This is a genomic window from Pedococcus sp. KACC 23699, assembly GCF_045348425.1.
In the GTDB taxonomy this organism is placed as follows: Bacteria; Actinomycetota; Actinomycetes; order Actinomycetales; family Dermatophilaceae; genus Pedococcus.
Window position 1 is genome coordinate 4,050,429 of record NZ_CP157483.1, and the last position, 17,812, is coordinate 4,068,240.

17 protein-coding genes and 1 riboswitch are annotated in these 17,812 nt (G+C 72.3%); of the genes, 4 read left to right on the top strand and 13 right to left on the bottom strand.

The window, feature by feature from the left end:
* Positions 1-41 precede the first annotated feature (41 nt).
* Entirely contained in the window at positions 42-1,823 is a 1,782-nt protein-coding gene (locus tag ABEG17_RS19030; protein WP_406831060.1) for an ABC transporter ATP-binding protein, read from the bottom strand.
* Positions 1,820-3,691: an ABC transporter ATP-binding protein gene (locus tag ABEG17_RS19035; protein ID WP_406831061.1), complete on the bottom strand. Its 1,872-nt coding sequence runs from the start codon at positions 3,689-3,691 to the stop codon at positions 1,820-1,822. The genes ABEG17_RS19030 and ABEG17_RS19035 overlap by 4 nt, the downstream gene beginning before the upstream one ends.
* A gap of 147 nt (positions 3,692-3,838) precedes the next feature.
* Between ABEG17_RS19035 and ABEG17_RS19040 the strand changes: the two genes are divergently transcribed.
* The gene (locus tag ABEG17_RS19040) at positions 3,839-4,483 is read left to right on the top strand and encodes a TIGR03085 family metal-binding protein (RefSeq protein ID WP_406831062.1); all 645 of its coding nucleotides are present in this window, start codon (positions 3,839-3,841) and stop codon (positions 4,481-4,483) included.
* A 63-nt stretch (positions 4,484-4,546) separates the two neighbouring features.
* Here ABEG17_RS19040 and hisF read toward each other — a convergent pair whose 3' ends face one another.
* Positions 4,547-5,320, bottom strand: coding sequence for an imidazole glycerol phosphate synthase subunit HisF (hisF, locus tag ABEG17_RS19045; RefSeq protein WP_406831063.1), 774 nt, complete (start codon positions 5,318-5,320; stop codon positions 4,547-4,549).
* 31 nt (positions 5,321-5,351) lie between these two features.
* Between hisF and ABEG17_RS19050 the strand changes: the two genes are divergently transcribed.
* From ABEG17_RS19050 to ABEG17_RS19060, 3 genes are read left to right on the top strand one after another with little or no spacing between them, the layout of a single operon-like run.
* Positions 5,352-5,993: a hypothetical protein gene (locus ABEG17_RS19050; RefSeq protein ID WP_406831064.1), complete on the top strand. Its 642-nt coding sequence runs from the start codon at positions 5,352-5,354 to the stop codon at positions 5,991-5,993.
* 5 nt (positions 5,994-5,998) lie between these two features.
* Positions 5,999-7,183: an FUSC family protein gene (locus ABEG17_RS19055; protein ID WP_406831065.1), complete on the top strand. Its 1,185-nt coding sequence runs from the start codon at positions 5,999-6,001 to the stop codon at positions 7,181-7,183.
* 25 nt (positions 7,184-7,208) lie between these two features.
* The gene (locus tag ABEG17_RS19060) at positions 7,209-8,402 is read left to right on the top strand and encodes an MFS transporter (protein WP_406831066.1); all 1,194 of its coding nucleotides are present in this window, start codon (positions 7,209-7,211) and stop codon (positions 8,400-8,402) included.
* 25 nt (positions 8,403-8,427) lie between these two features.
* Here ABEG17_RS19060 and ABEG17_RS19065 read toward each other — a convergent pair whose 3' ends face one another.
* From ABEG17_RS19065 to rpe, 10 genes are all read right to left on the bottom strand, one after another.
* On the bottom strand, positions 8,428-8,928 hold the full coding sequence (locus tag ABEG17_RS19065; RefSeq protein ID WP_406831067.1) for a PH domain-containing protein: 501 nt from the start codon (positions 8,926-8,928) through the stop codon (positions 8,428-8,430).
* Entirely contained in the window at positions 8,925-9,770 is an 846-nt protein-coding gene (hisG, locus tag ABEG17_RS19070) for an ATP phosphoribosyltransferase (RefSeq protein WP_406831068.1), read from the bottom strand. Before hisG ends, ABEG17_RS19065 begins: the two co-directional genes overlap by 4 nt.
* Before the next feature lie 11 nt (positions 9,771-9,781).
* Entirely contained in the window at positions 9,782-10,045 is a 264-nt protein-coding gene (locus ABEG17_RS19075; RefSeq protein ID WP_406831069.1) for a phosphoribosyl-ATP diphosphatase, read from the bottom strand.
* A 70-nt stretch (positions 10,046-10,115) separates the two neighbouring features.
* Positions 10,116-12,629: a bifunctional FO biosynthesis protein CofGH gene (locus ABEG17_RS19080; RefSeq protein ID WP_406831070.1), complete on the bottom strand. Its 2,514-nt coding sequence runs from the start codon at positions 12,627-12,629 to the stop codon at positions 10,116-10,118.
* A gap of 58 nt (positions 12,630-12,687) precedes the next feature.
* Positions 12,688-13,158, bottom strand: coding sequence for a 6,7-dimethyl-8-ribityllumazine synthase (gene ribH, locus ABEG17_RS19085; protein WP_406831071.1), 471 nt, complete (start codon positions 13,156-13,158; stop codon positions 12,688-12,690).
* Positions 13,159-13,171: 13 nt separating this feature from the next.
* Positions 13,172-14,398: a bifunctional 3,4-dihydroxy-2-butanone-4-phosphate synthase/GTP cyclohydrolase II gene (locus ABEG17_RS19090; protein ID WP_406831072.1), complete on the bottom strand. Its 1,227-nt coding sequence runs from the start codon at positions 14,396-14,398 to the stop codon at positions 13,172-13,174.
* Positions 14,395-15,105, bottom strand: coding sequence for a nicotinamide riboside transporter PnuC (gene pnuC, locus ABEG17_RS19095; RefSeq protein WP_406831073.1), 711 nt, complete (start codon positions 15,103-15,105; stop codon positions 14,395-14,397). Before pnuC ends, ABEG17_RS19090 begins: the two co-directional genes overlap by 4 nt.
* Complete coding sequence (locus ABEG17_RS19100) at positions 15,102-15,710, bottom strand: riboflavin synthase (RefSeq protein ID WP_406831074.1); 609 nt, start codon at positions 15,708-15,710, stop codon at positions 15,102-15,104. Before ABEG17_RS19100 ends, pnuC begins: the two co-directional genes overlap by 4 nt.
* Entirely contained in the window at positions 15,710-16,753 is a 1,044-nt protein-coding gene (gene ribD, locus ABEG17_RS19105) for a bifunctional diaminohydroxyphosphoribosylaminopyrimidine deaminase/5-amino-6-(5-phosphoribosylamino)uracil reductase RibD (RefSeq protein ID WP_406831075.1), read from the bottom strand. The genes ABEG17_RS19100 and ribD overlap by 1 nt, the downstream gene beginning before the upstream one ends.
* 124 nt (positions 16,754-16,877) lie before the next feature.
* Positions 16,878-17,008, bottom strand: a riboswitch (FMN riboswitch).
* 80 nt (positions 17,009-17,088) lie between these two features.
* Positions 17,089-17,745: a ribulose-phosphate 3-epimerase gene (rpe, locus tag ABEG17_RS19110; RefSeq protein WP_406831076.1), complete on the bottom strand. Its 657-nt coding sequence runs from the start codon at positions 17,743-17,745 to the stop codon at positions 17,089-17,091.
* Positions 17,746-17,812: the final 67 nt, after the last annotated feature.

The following is a 17,812-nucleotide window of genomic DNA, read 5'->3' on the forward strand; positions in this document are numbered from 1 at the left end:
GTTGGTCAGCCAGTCCGTCAACAGGGTCGGCCAGCGGTCGGTCAGCCGCGCTGCTGGGCCGACCAGGAGGCGTGCAGCGCGGCATACACACCACCGGCCCGGACCAGCTCGTGGTGCGGTCCGCGCTCGACGACCCGGCCCTGGTCGACCACGACGACCTCGTCGGCGGCCTCGGCCGTCGACAGGCGGTGGGCGATGGCGACCGAGGTGCGCCCGCGGGTCAGCCCCTCGAGAGCACGTTGGAGCCGCACCTCGGTGGACGGGTCGACCGCGGAGGTGGCCTCGTCGAGGACCAGGAGGTCGGGGTCGGCGAGGTAGGCGCGGGCCAGCGCCACGAGCTGGCGCTCCCCCGCCGACAAGGACTCGCCCCGCTGGCCGACCTCGGTGGCCAGGCCCTGGGGCAGGCCGGCGAGCCACGCGTCGAGGCCGAGCTCGGTGATGGCCAGGGTGACGTCGGCGTCGGTCGCGTCAGGTCGCCCGAAGCGGACGTTCTCCCGCAGCGTCGCGTCGAAGAGGAAGCCCTCCTGGGGAACCAGCACCACGCGCTCGCGCAGGGAGGAGAACCGCACGTCGCGCAGGTCGGCACCGTCGATGCGGACGGTGCCCTCGGTCGGGTCCATCAGCCGGGTCAGCAGCTTGGCGAGGGTCGACTTCCCCGAGCCCGTCTCGCCGACGATGGCCACCCGCGACCGGGGGGCGATCGAGAGGAAGACGTCGTGCAGGACCGTCTCACCACCGGGGTAGGCGAACGAGACGTCCTCGAAGTCGACCGTGATCGGGCCCCGCGGCAGCACCACGCCGTCGTCCCCGGGATCGGCGACGTCGGCCCGGGTGTCGACGACGCCGATGACGCGACGCCAACCGGCGACGGCGTTCTGCAGCTCGTTGAGGATCTCGGTCGCCTGCTGCACCGGCTGGGTGAAGAGGTTGACGAGGAAGAGGAAGGCGAGCAGCTGGCCCAGGGTGAGGCCGCCGTGCACCGCCTGGATCGTCCCCACCACGAGGACCACGGCCAGGGTCAGCCCGGCGACGAGCTGCCCGGAGGAGAACGCGACGACCGACCGCACCTGCGCGCCGATGGCGGCGGCGCGGTGCCCTTCGATGGCGGCGTCGATGCGGTGCGCGGTGCGCTCCTCCACGCCGTACGCCCGGATGGTCGCGGCGCCGACGACGGACTCGGACACCGCTGCGAGGAGGTCACCGACGCGTTCGCGCACCTTGGTGTAGGCGCGTCCGACGATCGCCTGGAACCGGCGGATGACGAACAGCAGCGGCACGAAGCACAGCCAGACCACTGCGGTGAGCAGCGGGCTGTAGAAGAGCATCAACGCGGTCGCCACCGCGATCTGGCCCAGGCTGAGGATGAGGATGATCCCGCCAAACTGCACGAACTGCGAGATCGTGTCGACGTCGGAGGTGACGCGGCTGACCATCGACCCGCGACGCTCGGTGTTCTGGGTGAGCATCGACAGGTCGTGGATGTGGCGGAACGCCCGCAGCCGCAACGTCGCCAGGCCCGCCTCGGACGCGCGGAAGAGGCGCACGTTGACGGCATACGCGGTCACTGCCGTGGCGGCGACGGCGATGAGGGCGAACAGGACGTACTTGGTGACCAGCGCGGGGTCCGGACCGTTCTTGCCGAGCAGGCCGTCGTCGGTGGTCTTCTGCACGACGAACGGCACGACGACCCGGCCGACGGTCGTGACCGCGGCCAGGGCCAGGGTCACCCCGATCCCGCGGCGCAGCTCCGGTGAGAGGTCGAGCCCCCGCCGCAGCGTCGCGGCGGTCCCGAGCCTGGACGTGGCGTCGATCGAGGTGCTCATGGCGCATCCACCTCCTCGTGCGTGGTGCGGACGTCGACGGCATCGCCGTCGACCTCCTCGTCCGCGATGACGGCGGCTCGCTCGGCGGCTTCGCGGGCGTATGCAGTGACGAGGCGTTCGTAGCCGACGCACCGCTGCTGCAGCTCGCTGTGGGTGCCGTGGTCGATGACCCGGCCGAGCTCGATGTAGACGATCTCGTCGGCGAGGGTGATGGTGGACATGCGGTAGGCGACGACCAGCACGGTGGTGCCGGCGCTGGACCGGCGCAGGCCCGCGAGGATGGCCTGCTCCACAGCGGGGTCCACGGCGCTGGTGGCGTCGTCGAGGACGAGCAGCCGGGGACGACGGATGATGGCTCGGGCCAGGGCGATCCGCTGCCGCTGCCCACCGGACAGGGAGGCGCCGCGCTCACCGACCCGGGTGTCGAGACCAGCCCCGAGCGCCGTGACGAACCCCGTGGCCTGCGCGACCTCGATCGCGGCCCAGACCTGGTCGTCGGAGTAGTCGCCGCCGAGGGTGATGTTGCCGCGCACGGTGTCGTCGAACATGAAGGTCTGCTGCGGCACGAGTGCTGCCACGGACGAGACCCCACCCCGAGCCACCCCGCGCAGGTCCGTGCCGTCGAGGGTGACGTCCCCGCGATCGGGGTCGACCAGGCGCAGGGTGAGGTTGGTCAGGGTCGACTTGCCCGATCCCGTGGGGCCGACGAGGGCCACCGTGGAACCGGCCGGCACGTCGATGCTCACGTCGTGGATGGCGCGGAACTTCGACTCGACCCCGTGCTCGTCGACGATGTCGTAGGAGTAGTCGACGTTCGTCAGCTGCGACCGTGCTGCGCCGGTGCGGGCCAGCGACTCGTCACCGAAGGTCGCCTCACCGCGCGCCTTGAGGACGGCGTCGACGCGGTCCCAGCCGACGACGGTGCGCGGCAGCTCGCCGAGCACCCAGCCGAGGGCCCGCACCGGGAACGCCAGCACGGAGATGAGGTAGGCGACCTGCACCACGGCGGCGGGCTCGAGGACACCGTTGGCGACCTGGTGGGCGCCGACCACCAGCACCGCGAGCGTGCCCAGGGTGGGGATGGCCTCGATGACCGGGTCGAAGGTGCCGCGGGTGCGACCGACCTCGACGTTGGCCGCCTGCAGCCTGCGGGTGACCTCCTCGAAGCGTCGGGCCTCCTGCTCCTCGCGGCCCATCGACTTGACGATCAGGCCGGCCTCGAAGCTCTCGTGGGCGACCTCGCTGACCTCGGCACGCAGCTGCTGGGCCCGCGAGACGCGGGGCGACATCGCCCGCTGGAAGACCATGTTGGCCAGGAACAGGGCCGGGAAGACGGTGAGCCCGATGATCGCCATCACCGGGTCGACGAGCACCATCTGCACGATGCCGGCGATGAGCATGATGATCACGCCCAACGCCATCGGCAGCGGCGCGAAGACGTTCCAGGTGGCCTCGACGTCGGCGTTCGCGTTGGACAGCAGCTGGCCCGACGGGTGGCGGTGGTGCCACGACAGCGGCAGGCGGAGGTACTGCCGGGTCACCTCGCGCCGGTAGCCGGCGGCGACGTTGTACATCGTGTAGCCGGCCGCGACCCGGCGGATGACCACGCCGACGACGTTGACGAGGACGACCCCTGCCACCCAGCCGAAGATGGCCCACAGCTGGCCGGCGGTGACGGTGCCGGCCTGGACCGCGGGCTGGATCTGCTCGCGGGTCACCTTGCCGATGGCCCACGCGGTGAGGACCGTCATCACGCCGTAGAGGGCGCTGCCGGCCACCGCGAGCGCGAACCAGCGCGGCTCCCTGCGGATCCCCACCCCGACGATGCCGAGACTGCGGCGCAGCGACGGCGCGGCGTCGACGGACACAGAGAACCTCCGGGTGGTGCACGAGTGGGATGGGTGAAGCCTCTCACGCGCCACCGACACGGACGCCCCGCCCTCCGCTCGACGGCGCGGGCTGCCGGGCCGCCGTCCGGCCGCGCCTCACCCACCGCAACGACGCATGATGGACGCATGACCCACCTCGCCCGGCTCGAGCGCGACGCGCTCTGCGACACCTTCCTGTCCACCGGCCCCGACGCGCCCACCCTGTGCTCCCCGTGGACGACGGCCGACCTCGCGGCGCACCTCGTGATCCGAGACCGCCGACCCGACCTCTCCCCCGGGGTGTGGGTGTCGGCCCTCGCCTCCCGCCTCGAGCAGGGACAGGCCGTGTATGCCGCGAAGCCGTGGCCTGAGCTCGTCGACCTGGTCCGGTCGGGGCCGCCCATGTGGTCACCCGCGCGGCTGGCTCCCGTGGACGACGCGGCGAACTTCGTCGAGTTCGTCATCCACCACGAGGACGTGCTGCGCGGCGACGAGGCCAGGGGACCGCGGCGGACGGTCTCCCAGCGCGAGTCCCGCGCTGTCTGGAGCTCGCTCAACCGCCTGGGTCGGCTGTTGTTCCGCCGCAGCCCGGTCGGGGTCGTCCTGCGCGACCTCGACGGCCACGACATCCACGCCCGTTCCACCACCGACCTGGGCACCGTCGTCCTCGAGGGAGCGCCCGTGGAGCTGCTCCTCGCTGCATACGGGCGGCGACGGGTCGCCGAGATCGAGGTCACGGGCAGCGACGATGCGGTGCAGGCGCTCTGGGGCGCGCCGCTTGGGCTCTCCTGACCGACCCCTGCGGGCCTCAGCGAACGACCCGGCGGTCGTCAGCGAACGGACACCGGGCAGGCTTCAGCGGACGGCGAGGCCCTCGGCGCGCAGCGCGTCCTTGACCTGACCGATGGTGAGCTCGCCGTAGTGGAAGACGCTGGCCGCGAGGACGGCATCCGCACCGGCTCGCACCGCCGGGGCGAAGTCGGCGACCCGGCCCGCGCCCCCGCTGGCGATGAGGGGGACGGAGATCTCCGGGCGGACCAGGCCGATGAGCTCGAGGTCGAAGCCGTCCTTGGTGCCGTCGGCGTCCATCGAGTTGAGCAGGATCTCCCCGGCACCCAGCTCGGCGGCCCGGGCGCACCACTCGACCGCGTCGATCCCGGTGCCCTGGCGGCCACCGTGCGTGGTCACCTCGAAGCCACCGGTGAGCGCGCCTGAGTCGGCGCGCCGCCGGCGCACGTCGGCCGACAGCACGAGCACCTGCGCGCCGAACCGGTCGGCGATCTCGGCGATGAGCTCGCGACGGGCGATGGCTGCGGTGTTGACCCCGACCTTGTCCGCCCCTGCCCGTAGGAGGCGGTCGACGTCGCCGAGGGTGCGCACTCCCCCGCCGACGGTCAGCGGGATGAACACCTGCTCGGCCGTCCGGCTGACCATCTCGTAGGTCGTCTCACGGTTGCCGCTGCTTGCGGTGACGTCGAGGAAGGTGAGCTCGTCGGCGCCCTGCTCGCCGTAGGCCTTGGCGAGCTCGACGGGGTCGCCGGCGTCACGCAGGTCCGCGAAGTTGACGCCCTTGACCACCCGGCCGGCGTCGACGTCGAGGCACGGGATGACCCTGGTGGCGACACTCACCCGGGAAGGCTACCGATCTAGGGTGGGACCCATGTCAGCCGCCCGCACGATGGACCCAGCTGACCCCGCGGACCCCACGGATGATGTGGGGCGCATCGTGCGACTCATCGCCACGAGCGAACCCCGTTGCGGCAGCACGCGTCTGGTCGCGCTCGACGGCCCGAGCGGTGCGGGCAAGACCACCCTGGCAGCCGACGTCGCCGAGGCCCTGGGTGCCCCCGTGATCCACATGGACGACCTCTATCCCGGCTGGGACGGCCTGGCCGCCTCCACCGAGCGGGTCGAGTCGTGGGTCGTGGCGCCGCTGCTGTCGGGCGGGCCGGCTCGCTACCGCCGCTGGGACTGGGAGGCCGGCGAGTACGCCGAGTGGCACGAGGCCGCCGGTGACGTCATCGTCCTCGAGGGCTGCGGGTCCGGCGCCCTCCCCGGTGGCACGTTCCTGTCCGTCCTCGTGTGGGTCGACGCCGACCCGACCGAGCGGCGGACCCGTGCCGTGGCCCGCGACCCCGGCTACGCACCGTTCTGGGATCGCTGGGCGGCCCAGGAGCAGGCGCTGTATGCAGCTGACGGCACCCGGGCGCGGGCCGACCTCCTCCTCGACACCACCACCGTGGCCGACCCGAGCCATACTCGGCGCATGTCCTCCCCCGCGGCAGACCTCCGGAACGGCTGACGCCTGTGAGTCCTGAGCGCCTCGCCCGGGTCCGGGCGATGTTCGGTCGCGGCGTCGCCCGCACGCGCCCCCCGACCTCGCAGGACCTTGCGCGGGCAGCGGCCAGGTCGCGGCGCGAGGCCAAGGCCCGCACGGCCCGCATGGTCAGCCGGCTGTTCTTCATCGTGCAGTGCGGCGTCGGCGCCGCGGTCGCGTGGTGGGTGGCGACCGCGGGGCTCGGTCACGTCCGGCCGTTCTTCGCGCCGGTCACGGCGATCGTCTCCCTCGGGCTGTCCTACGGCCAGCGGCTGCGCAGGGTGGGCGAGGTCATGCTCGGCGTCGCCGTGGGGGTCTTCGTCGGCGACGCGTTCGTCCACTTCTTCGGCACGGGTGCCTGGCAGATCGTCGTGGTCGTGGTGCTGTCGATGAGCGTCGCGGCGCTGCTCGGTGCAGGCATGCTGCTCACCACGCAAGCGGGCGTGCAGTCGGTCATCGTCACCACCCTGGTCGCCGCCCCGGGGTACGCGTTCACCCGTTGGCTCGACGCCGTGGTCGGCGGCACGGTCGCCCTCGTCTTCACCCTCTTCGCCCCGGCGGCCCCGTTGCGAAGGCCCCGCCAACAGGCCTCGCTGGTCGTCGGGGAGATCAGCGAGATCCTCACCGACACCGTCCGGTCCCTGCGCGAGGGCGACTCCGACCTCGCGACGGCCACGCTGTCCCGGGCCAGGGACTCCGAGTCCATGCTCGACGAGGCCCGGGCACTGTCCGCGGAAGGCATCGCCGTCGTCCGGTTCTCGCCGTTCCGGCGGCGTCACCTCCCGGCGGTGCAGGCCATCGCCGACCTCCTCGAGCCGCTCGACCGCGCCATCCGCAACCTGCGCGTCCTCGTCCGCCGGGCGGCGATCGCGACCTGGCGCGACGAGCCGGTGCCGACCGGCTACCTGCGGCTGCTGGAGGCGCTCGCCGAGACCACCAGCGACATCTCGCGCGAGCTCGCCGAACGCCGCCTGCCGACGCACGCGCGGGTGGGGCTGCACCGCATCGCGGAGGCGAGCGCGGTCCTCGACCCCTCCTCGGGGCTGTCCGGCGAGGTGATGCGTGCCCAGATCCGTTCGATGGTGGTGGACCTGCTCATGCTCACCGGCCTGCCGCACGAGGAGGCTCGCGAGATGGTGCCGGAGTCGATGACGCACACCGCGGAGGAGAGCTGAACCCCCTGCTGGAACACTGGCGTCGATGACTGCGCGACGACACCACCTCCCTCCCCTCTGGCTGATGGCTCTCGGGCTGGTGGCCGTGGCCGTCAACCTCCGCACGGCGATGGCCAGCGTCCCCCCGGTGGTCGCCTCCATCGGCGCTGACCTCGGCCTCTCGAACGCCGCCCTCGGTGCCCTGACCGCGCTGCCGGTCCTCTGCATGGGGGTGTTCGCCCCGCTCGCGCAGCGGGTGGCGATCCGCATCGGCGCTGCCGGCGCCATCGAGGTGTCCGTGGTCTGCGTCGCGGTCGGTCTCGCCCTGCGCTTCGGCGGGGGCCAGGCGTGGCTGCTGTATGTCGCGACGTTCGTCGCCGGCGTCGGCATCGCCATCGGCGGGACCCTGCTGCCCGGCTTGGTCAAGGAGCTCTTCCCACCCGAGCGCGCTGGACTGGTCACCGGCCTCTACATGCTGGCGATGATGGGCGGCGCGGGCGCCTCGTCGGCCCTGTCCGTCCCCCTCCAGGGGTGGCTCGGGTCGTGGCAGGCCTCGCTCGGCTCGTGGTCCCTGCTGGGGGTCGTCGGCGCGCTGGCGTGGATCCCCGTGTGGCGCGGCCACACCCGCCACCGCGCGGCCCACCCGGTCGTCGTCACGGCAGCCAGGCTCCCGTGGACCCACCTGACCGCCTGGCTCATCGCGGCCTACCTCGCCGTCCAGTCGATCGAGTTCTACTCCTCCCTCGCCTGGCTCTCCCCCACCTACGCCGCCCGCGGCTGGGACCCGACGCACGCCGGATACCTCCTCAGTGCGTTCACGGCCGCCCAGCTGGTCTCGGGCCTGCTCGCCCCTGCCCTCACCGACCGCGTCCACGACCGGCGCATCCTGCTCGTGGCGGCCTCGCTCCTGGGTCTGATCGGGCAGGCCGGGCTGTGGCTCGCCCCCGGTGCCCTGCCCTGGGCCTGGGCGGTCGTCCTCGGCCTGGGGCAGGGCGCGGCCTTCGCCCTGGGCCTGGTGCTCATGGTCGACTACGCCGCCACCCCTTCCGCGAGCGCACGGCTCGCCGGTATGGCGTTCCTGTTCAGCTACGGCCTGGCGTCACTCGGGCCGGCGACGATGGGCGCCGTCCGGGACGCGACCGGTGGGTTCGACGCTGTGTGGATGTCGTTGACCCTGCTCATGTTCGGCCAGCTGGCAGTGGCGTTCCTGCTGCGGCCGGGGCTGCGCAAGGTCCACTGAGCGCGGTTACTGCTGCGCTCAGCCCTCAGCCGGCGGTGACGTCCGGGCTCTTCGCCGACGGGCCGAGCGCCTGCACCAGGGCTGCGAGCCGGCTGGCCTCCGACCTGCCGTACTCCGCGTCAGCCTTCTGGATGGCCATGATCGCCAAGGTGTCGGTGTCGTCGAGCTCGACGGTGACCCACGGGTCACCGCCACCGAACCGGACGTCGACGATGCTGCGCCAGGGCAGCACCCGGGTGGTGATGAGGTTGCGGACGGAGATGCCGTCCCGCGTCGGGATCGCGCGGATCGAGGCGAACCGCCAGAGCAGGAAGGCGATCGCCACCCCGACTCCGGCGAAGAAGATCTTGTCCCCCGTGCGCCAGGTGCCGCCCTGCGCGGGCCCGGGCAGCAGGACGGCGATGACGGCGAACAGCAGCAGCGTCGCGACCGCGAAGCCGAGTGCGACGACCCGCCCGCGCCGGGGCTGGAACACGGCGAAGGCCTTGGCCTCGTCGGCCCGGCCGTGGGCGTCGGAGTCGCTCACAGCCGGCACGCGGCGATGTCGGTGACGAGGATCGCCCTCGCGCCGAGGTCCCAGAGCTCGTCCATGATCGCGTTGGTGCGCGACCGCGGCACCATCGCCCGGACGGCAGCCCAGTCCTTGTTCTGCAGCTGCGACACGGTCGGCGACTCCAGGCCGGGGGTGATCGCGCAGGCGCTCTCCACCAGGTCGACGGGCACGTCGTAGTCGAGCATGACGTAGTGGCGGGCGGTGATGACACCGGTCAGCCGGCGCCGGAGCACCTCGACCGCCGCGGTCTCGTGGCTGCCCTCGCGGCGGATGAGGACGGCCTCGCTGCGCAGGATCTCCTCGCCGAAGACCTCGAGGCCCTGCTGGCGCAGGGTGGTGCCGGTCTCGACGACGTCGGCGATGACGTCGGCCACCCCGAGGGTGATGGCGGTCTCGACCGCACCGTCGAGCCGCACGACCCGGGCGCTGATGCCCTGGTCGGCGAGGTGCTTCTCGACCAGGCCCGAGTAGCTCGTGGCGACCCGGCGACCGGCGATCTCCTCGACGGACGCGCACGTCCCGGGCTTCGCGGCATACCGGAAGGTCGAGCCGCCGAAGCCGAGCGTCATCACCTCGATGGCTGCGCTGCCGGAGTCCAGCAGCAGGTCACGACCGGTGATGCCGCAATCGACGGTCCCGGAGCCGACGTAGACGGCGATGTCGCGCGGGCGCAGGTAGAAGAACTCGACGTCGTTGTCGGCGTCGGTGAGGACGAGCTCCTTGCTGTCGCGGCGGACGCGGTAGCCCGCCTCGCGCAGCATCTCGACAGAGGCCTCGGACAGGGAGCCCTTGTTGGGCACGGCAATTCGCAGCATGGACGTGGTTCCTAGAGGTGGGTGTAGACGTCGTCGAGGCTGATGTCGGAGGCGATCATGAGCACCTGCAGGTGGTAGAGCAGCTGGCTGATCTCCTCGGCCGTGCGCTCCTTGCCCTCGTGCTCCGCGGCCATCCACACCTCGGCGGCCTCCTCGACGATCTTCTTGCCGATGGCATGCACGCCGGCGTCCAGCTCGCGGACGGTGCCAGACCCCTCGGGGCGCGTCACCGCCTTGTCGGCCAGCTCGGCGTACAGGGCGTCGAAGGTCTTCACGCGTCAAGGGTACGGGTGGGCGCCGCCCCGGCCGAACCCGGACCGCGAGCCGGACCGCGGGCGGAACCGGTCAGGCCGGGACGGTCCGAGCCGGCGCGCCGTACGTCGTCGTGCGCTCCCGGACCGGTCGCCCGATGCCGCCGGCGATCTCGGTGAGCTCGGCCACCGTCTTGGCGGACCCGTGCTCGGACCCCGCCATCCGGCTGATGGTCTCCTCCATGAGCGTCCCGCCGAGGTCGTCGGCCCCGCCGGTGAGCATCGCGCGGGTGCCCTCGACACCGAGCTTGACCCATGAGGTCTGCACGTGGTCGATCCGGCCGTGCAGCATGAGCCGCGCGACGGCGTGGACGGCGCGGTTGTCGCGCAGCGTGGGCCCCGGTCGGGCGAGGCCGGCGAGGTAGACGGGTGCGTTGGTGTGCACGAACGGCAACGGGACGAACTCCGTCAGGCCGCCCGTACGGTCCTGCAGCTCCTGCAACCGACGCAGGTGCCCGACCCAGTGGCGTGGGTGGTCGACGTGGCCGTACATCATCGTCGAGCTGCTCGGGATGCCGAGCTCGTGCGCCGTGGCGACGATCTCGAGCCACTGGTCGGCCGGGAGCTTGCCCTTGGTCAGGACCCAGCGCACCTCGTCGTCGAGGATCTCGGCGGCCGTGCCCGGTATGGAGTCGAGCCCGGCGTCCTTGACCTCCTCCAGCCACGCGCGGGCGGAGACGCCCTGCTTGGCCGACGCCGTGGCGATCTCCATGGGAGAGAACGCATGCACGTGGATGCCGGGTGCCGCAGACTTCACCGCGCGGACGATGTCGGCGTAGGCACCTGCCTTGAGGTCCGGGGAGATCCCGCCCTGGAGGCAGACCTCCGTGGCGCCGAGCGCCTGGGCCTCCGCTGCCCGGGTGCCGACCTCCTCCAGCGACAACGTGTACGCGTCGGCGTCGGTCTTGCGCTGGGCGAAGGCGCAGAACCGGCAGCCGACGTAACAGACGTTGGTGAAGTTGATGTTGCGGTTCACGACGTAGGTGACGTCGTCACCGACGACCTCGCGCCGCAGGTGGTCGGCCAGCGACGTCAGGGCCTCGAGGTCCGCGCCGTCGGCGGTGAAGAGCGTGAGGTAGTCGGCGTCCGAGAGGCCGGACGGGTCCGCCTCGGCGCGCGCGAGGGCCGACCGGGCGTCGCTCGGCAGGACCGCGGCGCTCGCGTCGATGCGGGTCGCGACCTCGTCCCAGTCGCCGTAGACCTGGTCGAAGTCGCTGCGGCGGTCGGCGGTGCGGCCGGTGGTGTCGATGCTCGCGTGGAGGTCGGTGCGTCCCGATCCCACCCCGAGGTCGGCAACGCCGCCGTCGGGCTCCTGCCACGGCATACCGGTCGCAGTGGCTCCCTCGCGGGCGAGGCCGGTCACCGGGTCGGCGAGGGCGGCGACGTGCGGCCGGACCCGCGGGTCGAACCACGGCTCGTCGCCGGAGAGCCCGCCGCGGACGAAACGCGGGTGGGCGGTGAGGCGCTCGGCCAGCTGCAGCCCCGACTCGGCGGTCCACTGCTCGAGCCGTTCGATCTCGGGCCAGGGACGTTCGGGGTTCACGTGGTCGGGCGTGACCGGGGAGACGCCACCCCAGTCGTCCACCCCGGCGGCCAGCAGCCGGGCGACCTCGGCTGGCTCGGACAGGTTCGGGGGCGCCTGCACGGTGACCGTGGGCCCGAGCAGCAGCCGGGTGACGGCGATCGTGGCGAGGTACTCCTCCGCCCCGAGGTCGGGCGTCGAACGCATCGCTGTGTCGTCCTTGGCGCGGAAGTTCTGGACGATGCACTCCTGGACGGTGCCGAACTCCCGTGCCACGTGGCGGATCGCGAGGATGCTGTCGACGCGGTCCTGGGCGCTCTCACCGATGCCGACGAGGATGCCCGTGGTGAACGGCACCCCCACCCGGCCGGCGTCCTCGAGCACGCGCAGGCGCACCGCGGGGTCCTTGTCGGGCGAGCCGTAGTGCGCTCCCCCGGGCTCCTCGAACACCGCCCGCGAGGTGGTCTCGAGCATCATCCCCATCGACGGGGCGACCGGCTTCAGCCGCTGCAGGTCCGACCAGGACATGACGCCGGGGTTGAGGTGCGGCAGCAGGCCGGTCTCCTCGAGCACCCGGATCGACATGGCGCGCACGTAGGACAACGTGTCGTCGTACCCGTGCGCGTCCAGCCACTCACGGGCGGCCGGCCAGCGGTCCTCGGGACGGTCACCGAGGGTGAACAACGCCTCCTTGCAGCCCTGCGCCGCGCCGGCCCGGGCGATCTCCAGCACCTCGTCGGGCGAGAGGTATGGCGCCGGGAGACGACCGGGGACCGTTGCGAACGTGCAGTAGTGGCAACGGTCGCGGCACAACCGCGTCAAGGGGATGAACACCTTGCGCGAGTACGTCACGACCCCGGGTCGTCCGGCAGCGACCATGGCCGCGTCGCGGACACGGCTCGCCGAGGTGAACAGCTGCTCGAGGTCGTCACCACGGGCGCCGAGCAGGACCAACGCCTCCGAACCGTCGAGGGCCTTGCCGTCCCTGGCCCGGGCCAGGGCCCGTCGCATCGCGTTGTCAGTCACCGACTGAGCGTAGTCACGGGCAACGGCGCCCGCGCAAAGCGGGTGTGGAGTCCCCCTGTCAGACGTGGAGGTCGCGCAGGGTGACGGCGGTGGCGACGGCGGCCGTGGCGGCCTCGTGACCCTTGTCCTCGGTGGAGCCCTCAAGTCCCGCCCGGCCGAGCGCCTGCTGCTCGTCGTCGCAGGTCAGCACCCCGAACCCGATCGGCACCCCGGTGCTGGTGCTGACCTGGGTCAGCCCGGTGGTCACCCCCGAGCAGACGTAGTCGAAGTGCGGCGTGCCGCCACGGATGACGACACCGAGCGCCACGAGGGCGTCGTGCGTGGGGGCCAGGCGGGCGCAGGCGACGCTCAGCTCGACGGTCCCGGGGACGCGCACCACGGCGGCGTCCTCGATCCCGGCATCGGCCAGGCCACGGACCGCCCCCGCCACGAGCCCGTCCATGACGACGTCGTGCCACGAGGAGGCGACCACGGCCACCCGCAGGCCTGTCCCGTCGACCGCGATCGTCGGTGCTCCGTGGCCGCTCATGCCGTTGTCCCCGTCATGCCGATGCTCCTTGGTCCGTGCCGTCGATGACGAGGCGGTGCCCCATCCGGTCGCGCTTGGTGCGCAGGTACGCCTCGTTGGTCGGCAGCGGCGCGATGCTGATCGGCTCGACGGCCGGCACCTCGATGCCGTGCTCGCGCAGCGCCTCGACCTTGAGCGGGTTGTTCGTCAGGAGCCGCACCGCGTCGATCCCGAGGTCGACGAGCACTGCCGCACCGGCGGCATACTCCCTGGCGTCGATGGGCAGTCCGAGCTCGACCTGGGCGTCGACGGTGTCGAGCCCCTGGTCCTGCAGGCCGTAGGCCTGGAGCTTGGACACCAGCCCCACGCCGCGACCCTCGTGGCCCCGCAGGTAGACGACGGCGCCCCCCTCGGCGGCGACTCGCTCGATGGCGCGCTCGAGCTGGGGGCCGCAGTCGCAGCGCTGCGAGCCGAAGACGTCACCGGTGAGGCACTCGGAGTGCAGTCGCACCAACGGTGCTCGCCCGACCAGGCCGCGGGGGCTGACCAGCGCGAGGTGCTCGGCACCGCTGAGGACGTCGCGGTAGCCGACGGCGCGGAAGGTCCCGTGCGCGGTGGGCAGCTCGGTGTCGGCCAACCGCCTGACCCGGTCGTGGCGCTGGCGCCACGCGATGAGCTGGGCGATCGTCACGACGGGGAGGTCCGCACGCTCGGCCGTCTCGAGGACCTCGGGCAGCCGCATCATGGTGCCGTCGTCGTTGACCAGCTCCCCGATGGCGCCCACCGGGGCGAGCCCGGCCAGTCGGCAGAGGTCGACGGCGGCCTCGGTGTGGCCGGGCCGCTCGAGGACACCGCCGTCCTTGGCCCGCAACGGGATCACGTGCCCTGGTCGCACGAACGACTCCACCGTCGACGACGGCGCGGCGAGCAGGCGGATGGTCCGGGCCCGGTCTGCCGCACTGATGCCGGTGGTCACGCCCTCGGCGGCATCCACCGTGACGGTGTAGGCGGTCCGCCGCGGGTCACGGTTGTCGGCGACCATGAGCGGCAGCCCGAGCCGGTCGGCGTCGGCGCCGGTCACGGGCGCACAGAGGTAACCGCTCGTGTGTCGGATGGTCCACGCCAGCCACTCGTCGGTGAGGGTCTGCGCGGCGAGGACGACGTCACCCTCGTTCTCGCGGTCCTCGCTGTCGGTGACGAGGACCGGCCGACCTCCCCGCAGCGCCTCGAGCGCCTGCTCGATCGTCGACAGCCGGCTCATGCCCCGACCTCCACCAGCTCGCGCTCGGGGCTGCTCTCCTCGCGGGACGCCTTGAGCCACACGAAGAAGCCATAGACGACCAGGCCGCCGTACACGGCATACAGGACGGCGGACGGATAGAACTTGGAGTGCACCAGCAGCGGCACCCCCACGAGGTCGACACCGATCCAGGCGAGCCAGAAGTCGTTCCATCCGCGAGCCATCGCGTACGTCGCGACGATGGACCCGACGAAGATCCAGGCGTCGCACCAGAAGTACCAGCGCGGCGCCGGGAACCCGGCACCGATCGCGGAGAAGGCCCACTGCAGCACCACGACCCCGACCAGCCAGAATCCGAGGTAGGCCAGCCGCTCCCGGGAGGTCGCCCAGCGAGGGGTGATCGCGGGGCGGTCGGTGCCCTCGGCGCGGTTGACCCGGCGCACCTGCCGCCACCGCCACCAGCCGTAGATGCTCGTGATGATGAAGAAGACCTGGCGCCCGGCCTGGCCGTAGAGCGTGGTGTGCTGCGGGTTCGAGAACGCGACGCCGAAGAAGACGGTGAAGAGCAACGCGTTGCCGACGATGCCCACCGGCCACGCCCAGACGCGCCGCCGCATGCCCCCGATGGCCGAGGCGAACCCGAAGGCGTTGCCCACGACCTCGCGCCACAGGATCTGCTGGGAGCCGATCGTCAGCTGGGCCTCGAAGAGCCGTTCGAGCACGTTCATGCGTGGTCCTCCTGGGTGGGCTGGGTCATGAGCCGCTCGACGTACTTGGCGATGACGTCGACCTCGAGGTTGACCGGGTCACCGACGTCCTTGTGGCCGAGCGTGGTGAGGTCGAGCGTGGTCGGGATGAGCGAGACGGTGAAGGACGTGTCGTCGACGGAGGCCACGGTGAGGCTCACCCCGTCCACGGTGATGGACCCCTTCTCGACGACGTACCGGGCGAGGTCGGGCGGGAGCGTGAATCCCACCACCTCCCAGCGGTCGCCGGGGATGCGCTGGGTGATGGTCGCGGTGCCGTCGACGTGGCCCTGGACGACGTGCCCCCCGAAGCGGCCGCTTGCCGGCATCGCCCGCTCGAGGTTGACCCTGGCGCCGGGCACCAGGGCGCCGAGGCTGGACCGGCGCAGCGTCTCGGCCATGACGTCGACGGTGAACTCTCCCCCGCCGTGCTCGACGACGGTGAGGCACACGCCGTTCACCGAGATCGAGGCGCCGTGGACGGCGTCGGTCGTCACGAGCGGACCGCTCACGGTGAGCCGGGCCGAGTCGTCGCCGGAGTCGAGCCCGACCACCTGGCCGAGCTCCTCGACGATTCCGGTGAACATCAGTGGATCTCCTTCAGGGAAGCGGTGATTCGCACATCGGTGCCGAGGACGGTGATGTCGGTCGGCTCGAGGCGCAGGGCGTCGGCGATGGTGGTGATGCCGAGGTCGCCCACGGAAGGGCGCCCTCGGCCGAGGAAGACTGGAGCGACGTAGGCGACGACCTCGTCGACGAGCCCCGCCGCGAGGAACGCCGCCGCCATCGTCGGCCCGCCCTCGAGCCAGACGTGGTGGATCTCCTCGTCGGCGAGCCGGGCGAGGACCTCTTTCGGGTCGCGCGTCCGCAGGTGCCACGTCGGCGCGCTGTCGTCGAGGACGCGAGCGCCGGGCCGCAGGTCGCGCTCCCCCACGACGACCCGCAGCGGCTGGTCCTCGAAGAGCGTGCCGTCCGCGCGACGTGCCGTCAGCCGCGGGTCGTCGGTGAGGGCGGTGCCGGTGCCGATGATGACGGCACCGCACCGGGCTCGCTGGGCGTGCACGTCGTCGCGGGCGACCGGCCCGGTGATCCACTGGCTCGTCCCGTCGGCGGCGGCGCTGCGACCGTCGAGGGTCGAGGCGAGCTTCCAGGTCACCCAGGGGCGGCCGGTCGTGACGAGGTGGGTCCACGTGGCGTTGAGGTCGATGGCCTCCTGCTCCAGGACCCCGCTCGTGACGTCCACCCCGTGACTGCGCAGCACGTCCGCACCGCCGGCGGCGCGCGGGTTGGGGTCGGACTGGGCGTGCACGACGCGGGTCACCCCGGCCGACAGCAGCGCCTGGGCGCACGGCTGCGTGCGGCCCGTGTGGTTGCAGGGCTCGAGCGTGACGTAGGCGGTGGCCCCGCGGGCACGCTCACCTGCCTGCGCCAGCGCGTCCACCTCGGCGTGGGGGGTTCCCGCTCCCCGGTGCCAGCCCTCGGCGACCAGCTCGCCGGCGGCCGACACGAGGACGCAGCCGACGCGCGGGTTGGGGTCGGGTCGCCGTCCCCGGGCGGCCAGCTCCAGGGCGCGGCGCATCCACGTCACATCCCTGTCGGCCCCGCCGACTCCGTCGTGCTGCTGCTGCATCGTCCTGCCCTCGTGCTCGAGACCGATCGGTCGAGCTCCGGGGGACGTGCGTGCAGGGTCGACGGGTGCCCGGGGGCTGCGACGTGGGACGTCGCCACCACCGGGCAGGACCGAGGGTCCTGCCTTGCGTGCTGCCTACCATCCGGACTTTCACCGTCGGTCCTGGAGTTCCACCAGGTCAACCGGCCGCTGGCTGCGGCCGGGTCGCGGACTGTCACCGCCGGTTCGGAATTGCACCGACCCCGGAGCACGTGCTCCCCAGTATGCCAGCGTGCGCACCGGTGCGCGTAGCCGCAGTCCGCGTGACGGTCCTCACCGGAGGGCCGGGAATGCGGTCAGTGCTGGTGAGCGGTGGCGAGCGCGCGCAGCTCGTCCACCGCGACCGCCGCGTCCTGGGCTCCGTACACGGCGGACCCGGCGACGAAGACATCCGCACCGGCCTCGGCGCACTGCTCGATCGTGGCGGCCGAGACTCCCCCGTCGACCTGCACCCACACCTCGCCCCCTCGTCGGCGGACGGCCTCGCGGACCTGGGCAACCTTCGGCATCTGGTCGGCCATGAACGACTGCCCGCCGAACCCGGGCTCGACAGTCATGACCAGCACCATGTCGAGGTCGCCGAGCAGCTCCTCGTAGGGCGCGAACGCGGTCCCCGGCTTGAGCGCCATACCGGAGCGCGCACCGGCGGCGCGGATGGACCTGGCCACCGCACGCGGGTCGGCCGCGGCCTCGACGTGGAAGGTGACCGACGAGCCGCCGGCCTCGGCGTACTGCGGTGCCCAGCGGTCGGGGTCCTCGATCATGAGGTGACAGTCCAGCGGGATCGGGCTGACGCGCGCGAGGGCTTCGACGATGGGCAGTCCGAGGGTGAGGTTCGGGACGAAATGACCGTCCATGACGTCGACGTGAGCCCAGTCCGCGTTGCGGATGCGAGCCAGCTCGGACTCGAGGTTGGCGAAGTCGGCCGACAGGATGCTGGGCGAGATCTGCACGGCGCTCACCCTAACGGTCAGTCAACGCCGGTTTCGACCTCCGAGCCGCCCACCACGGGCATGATCA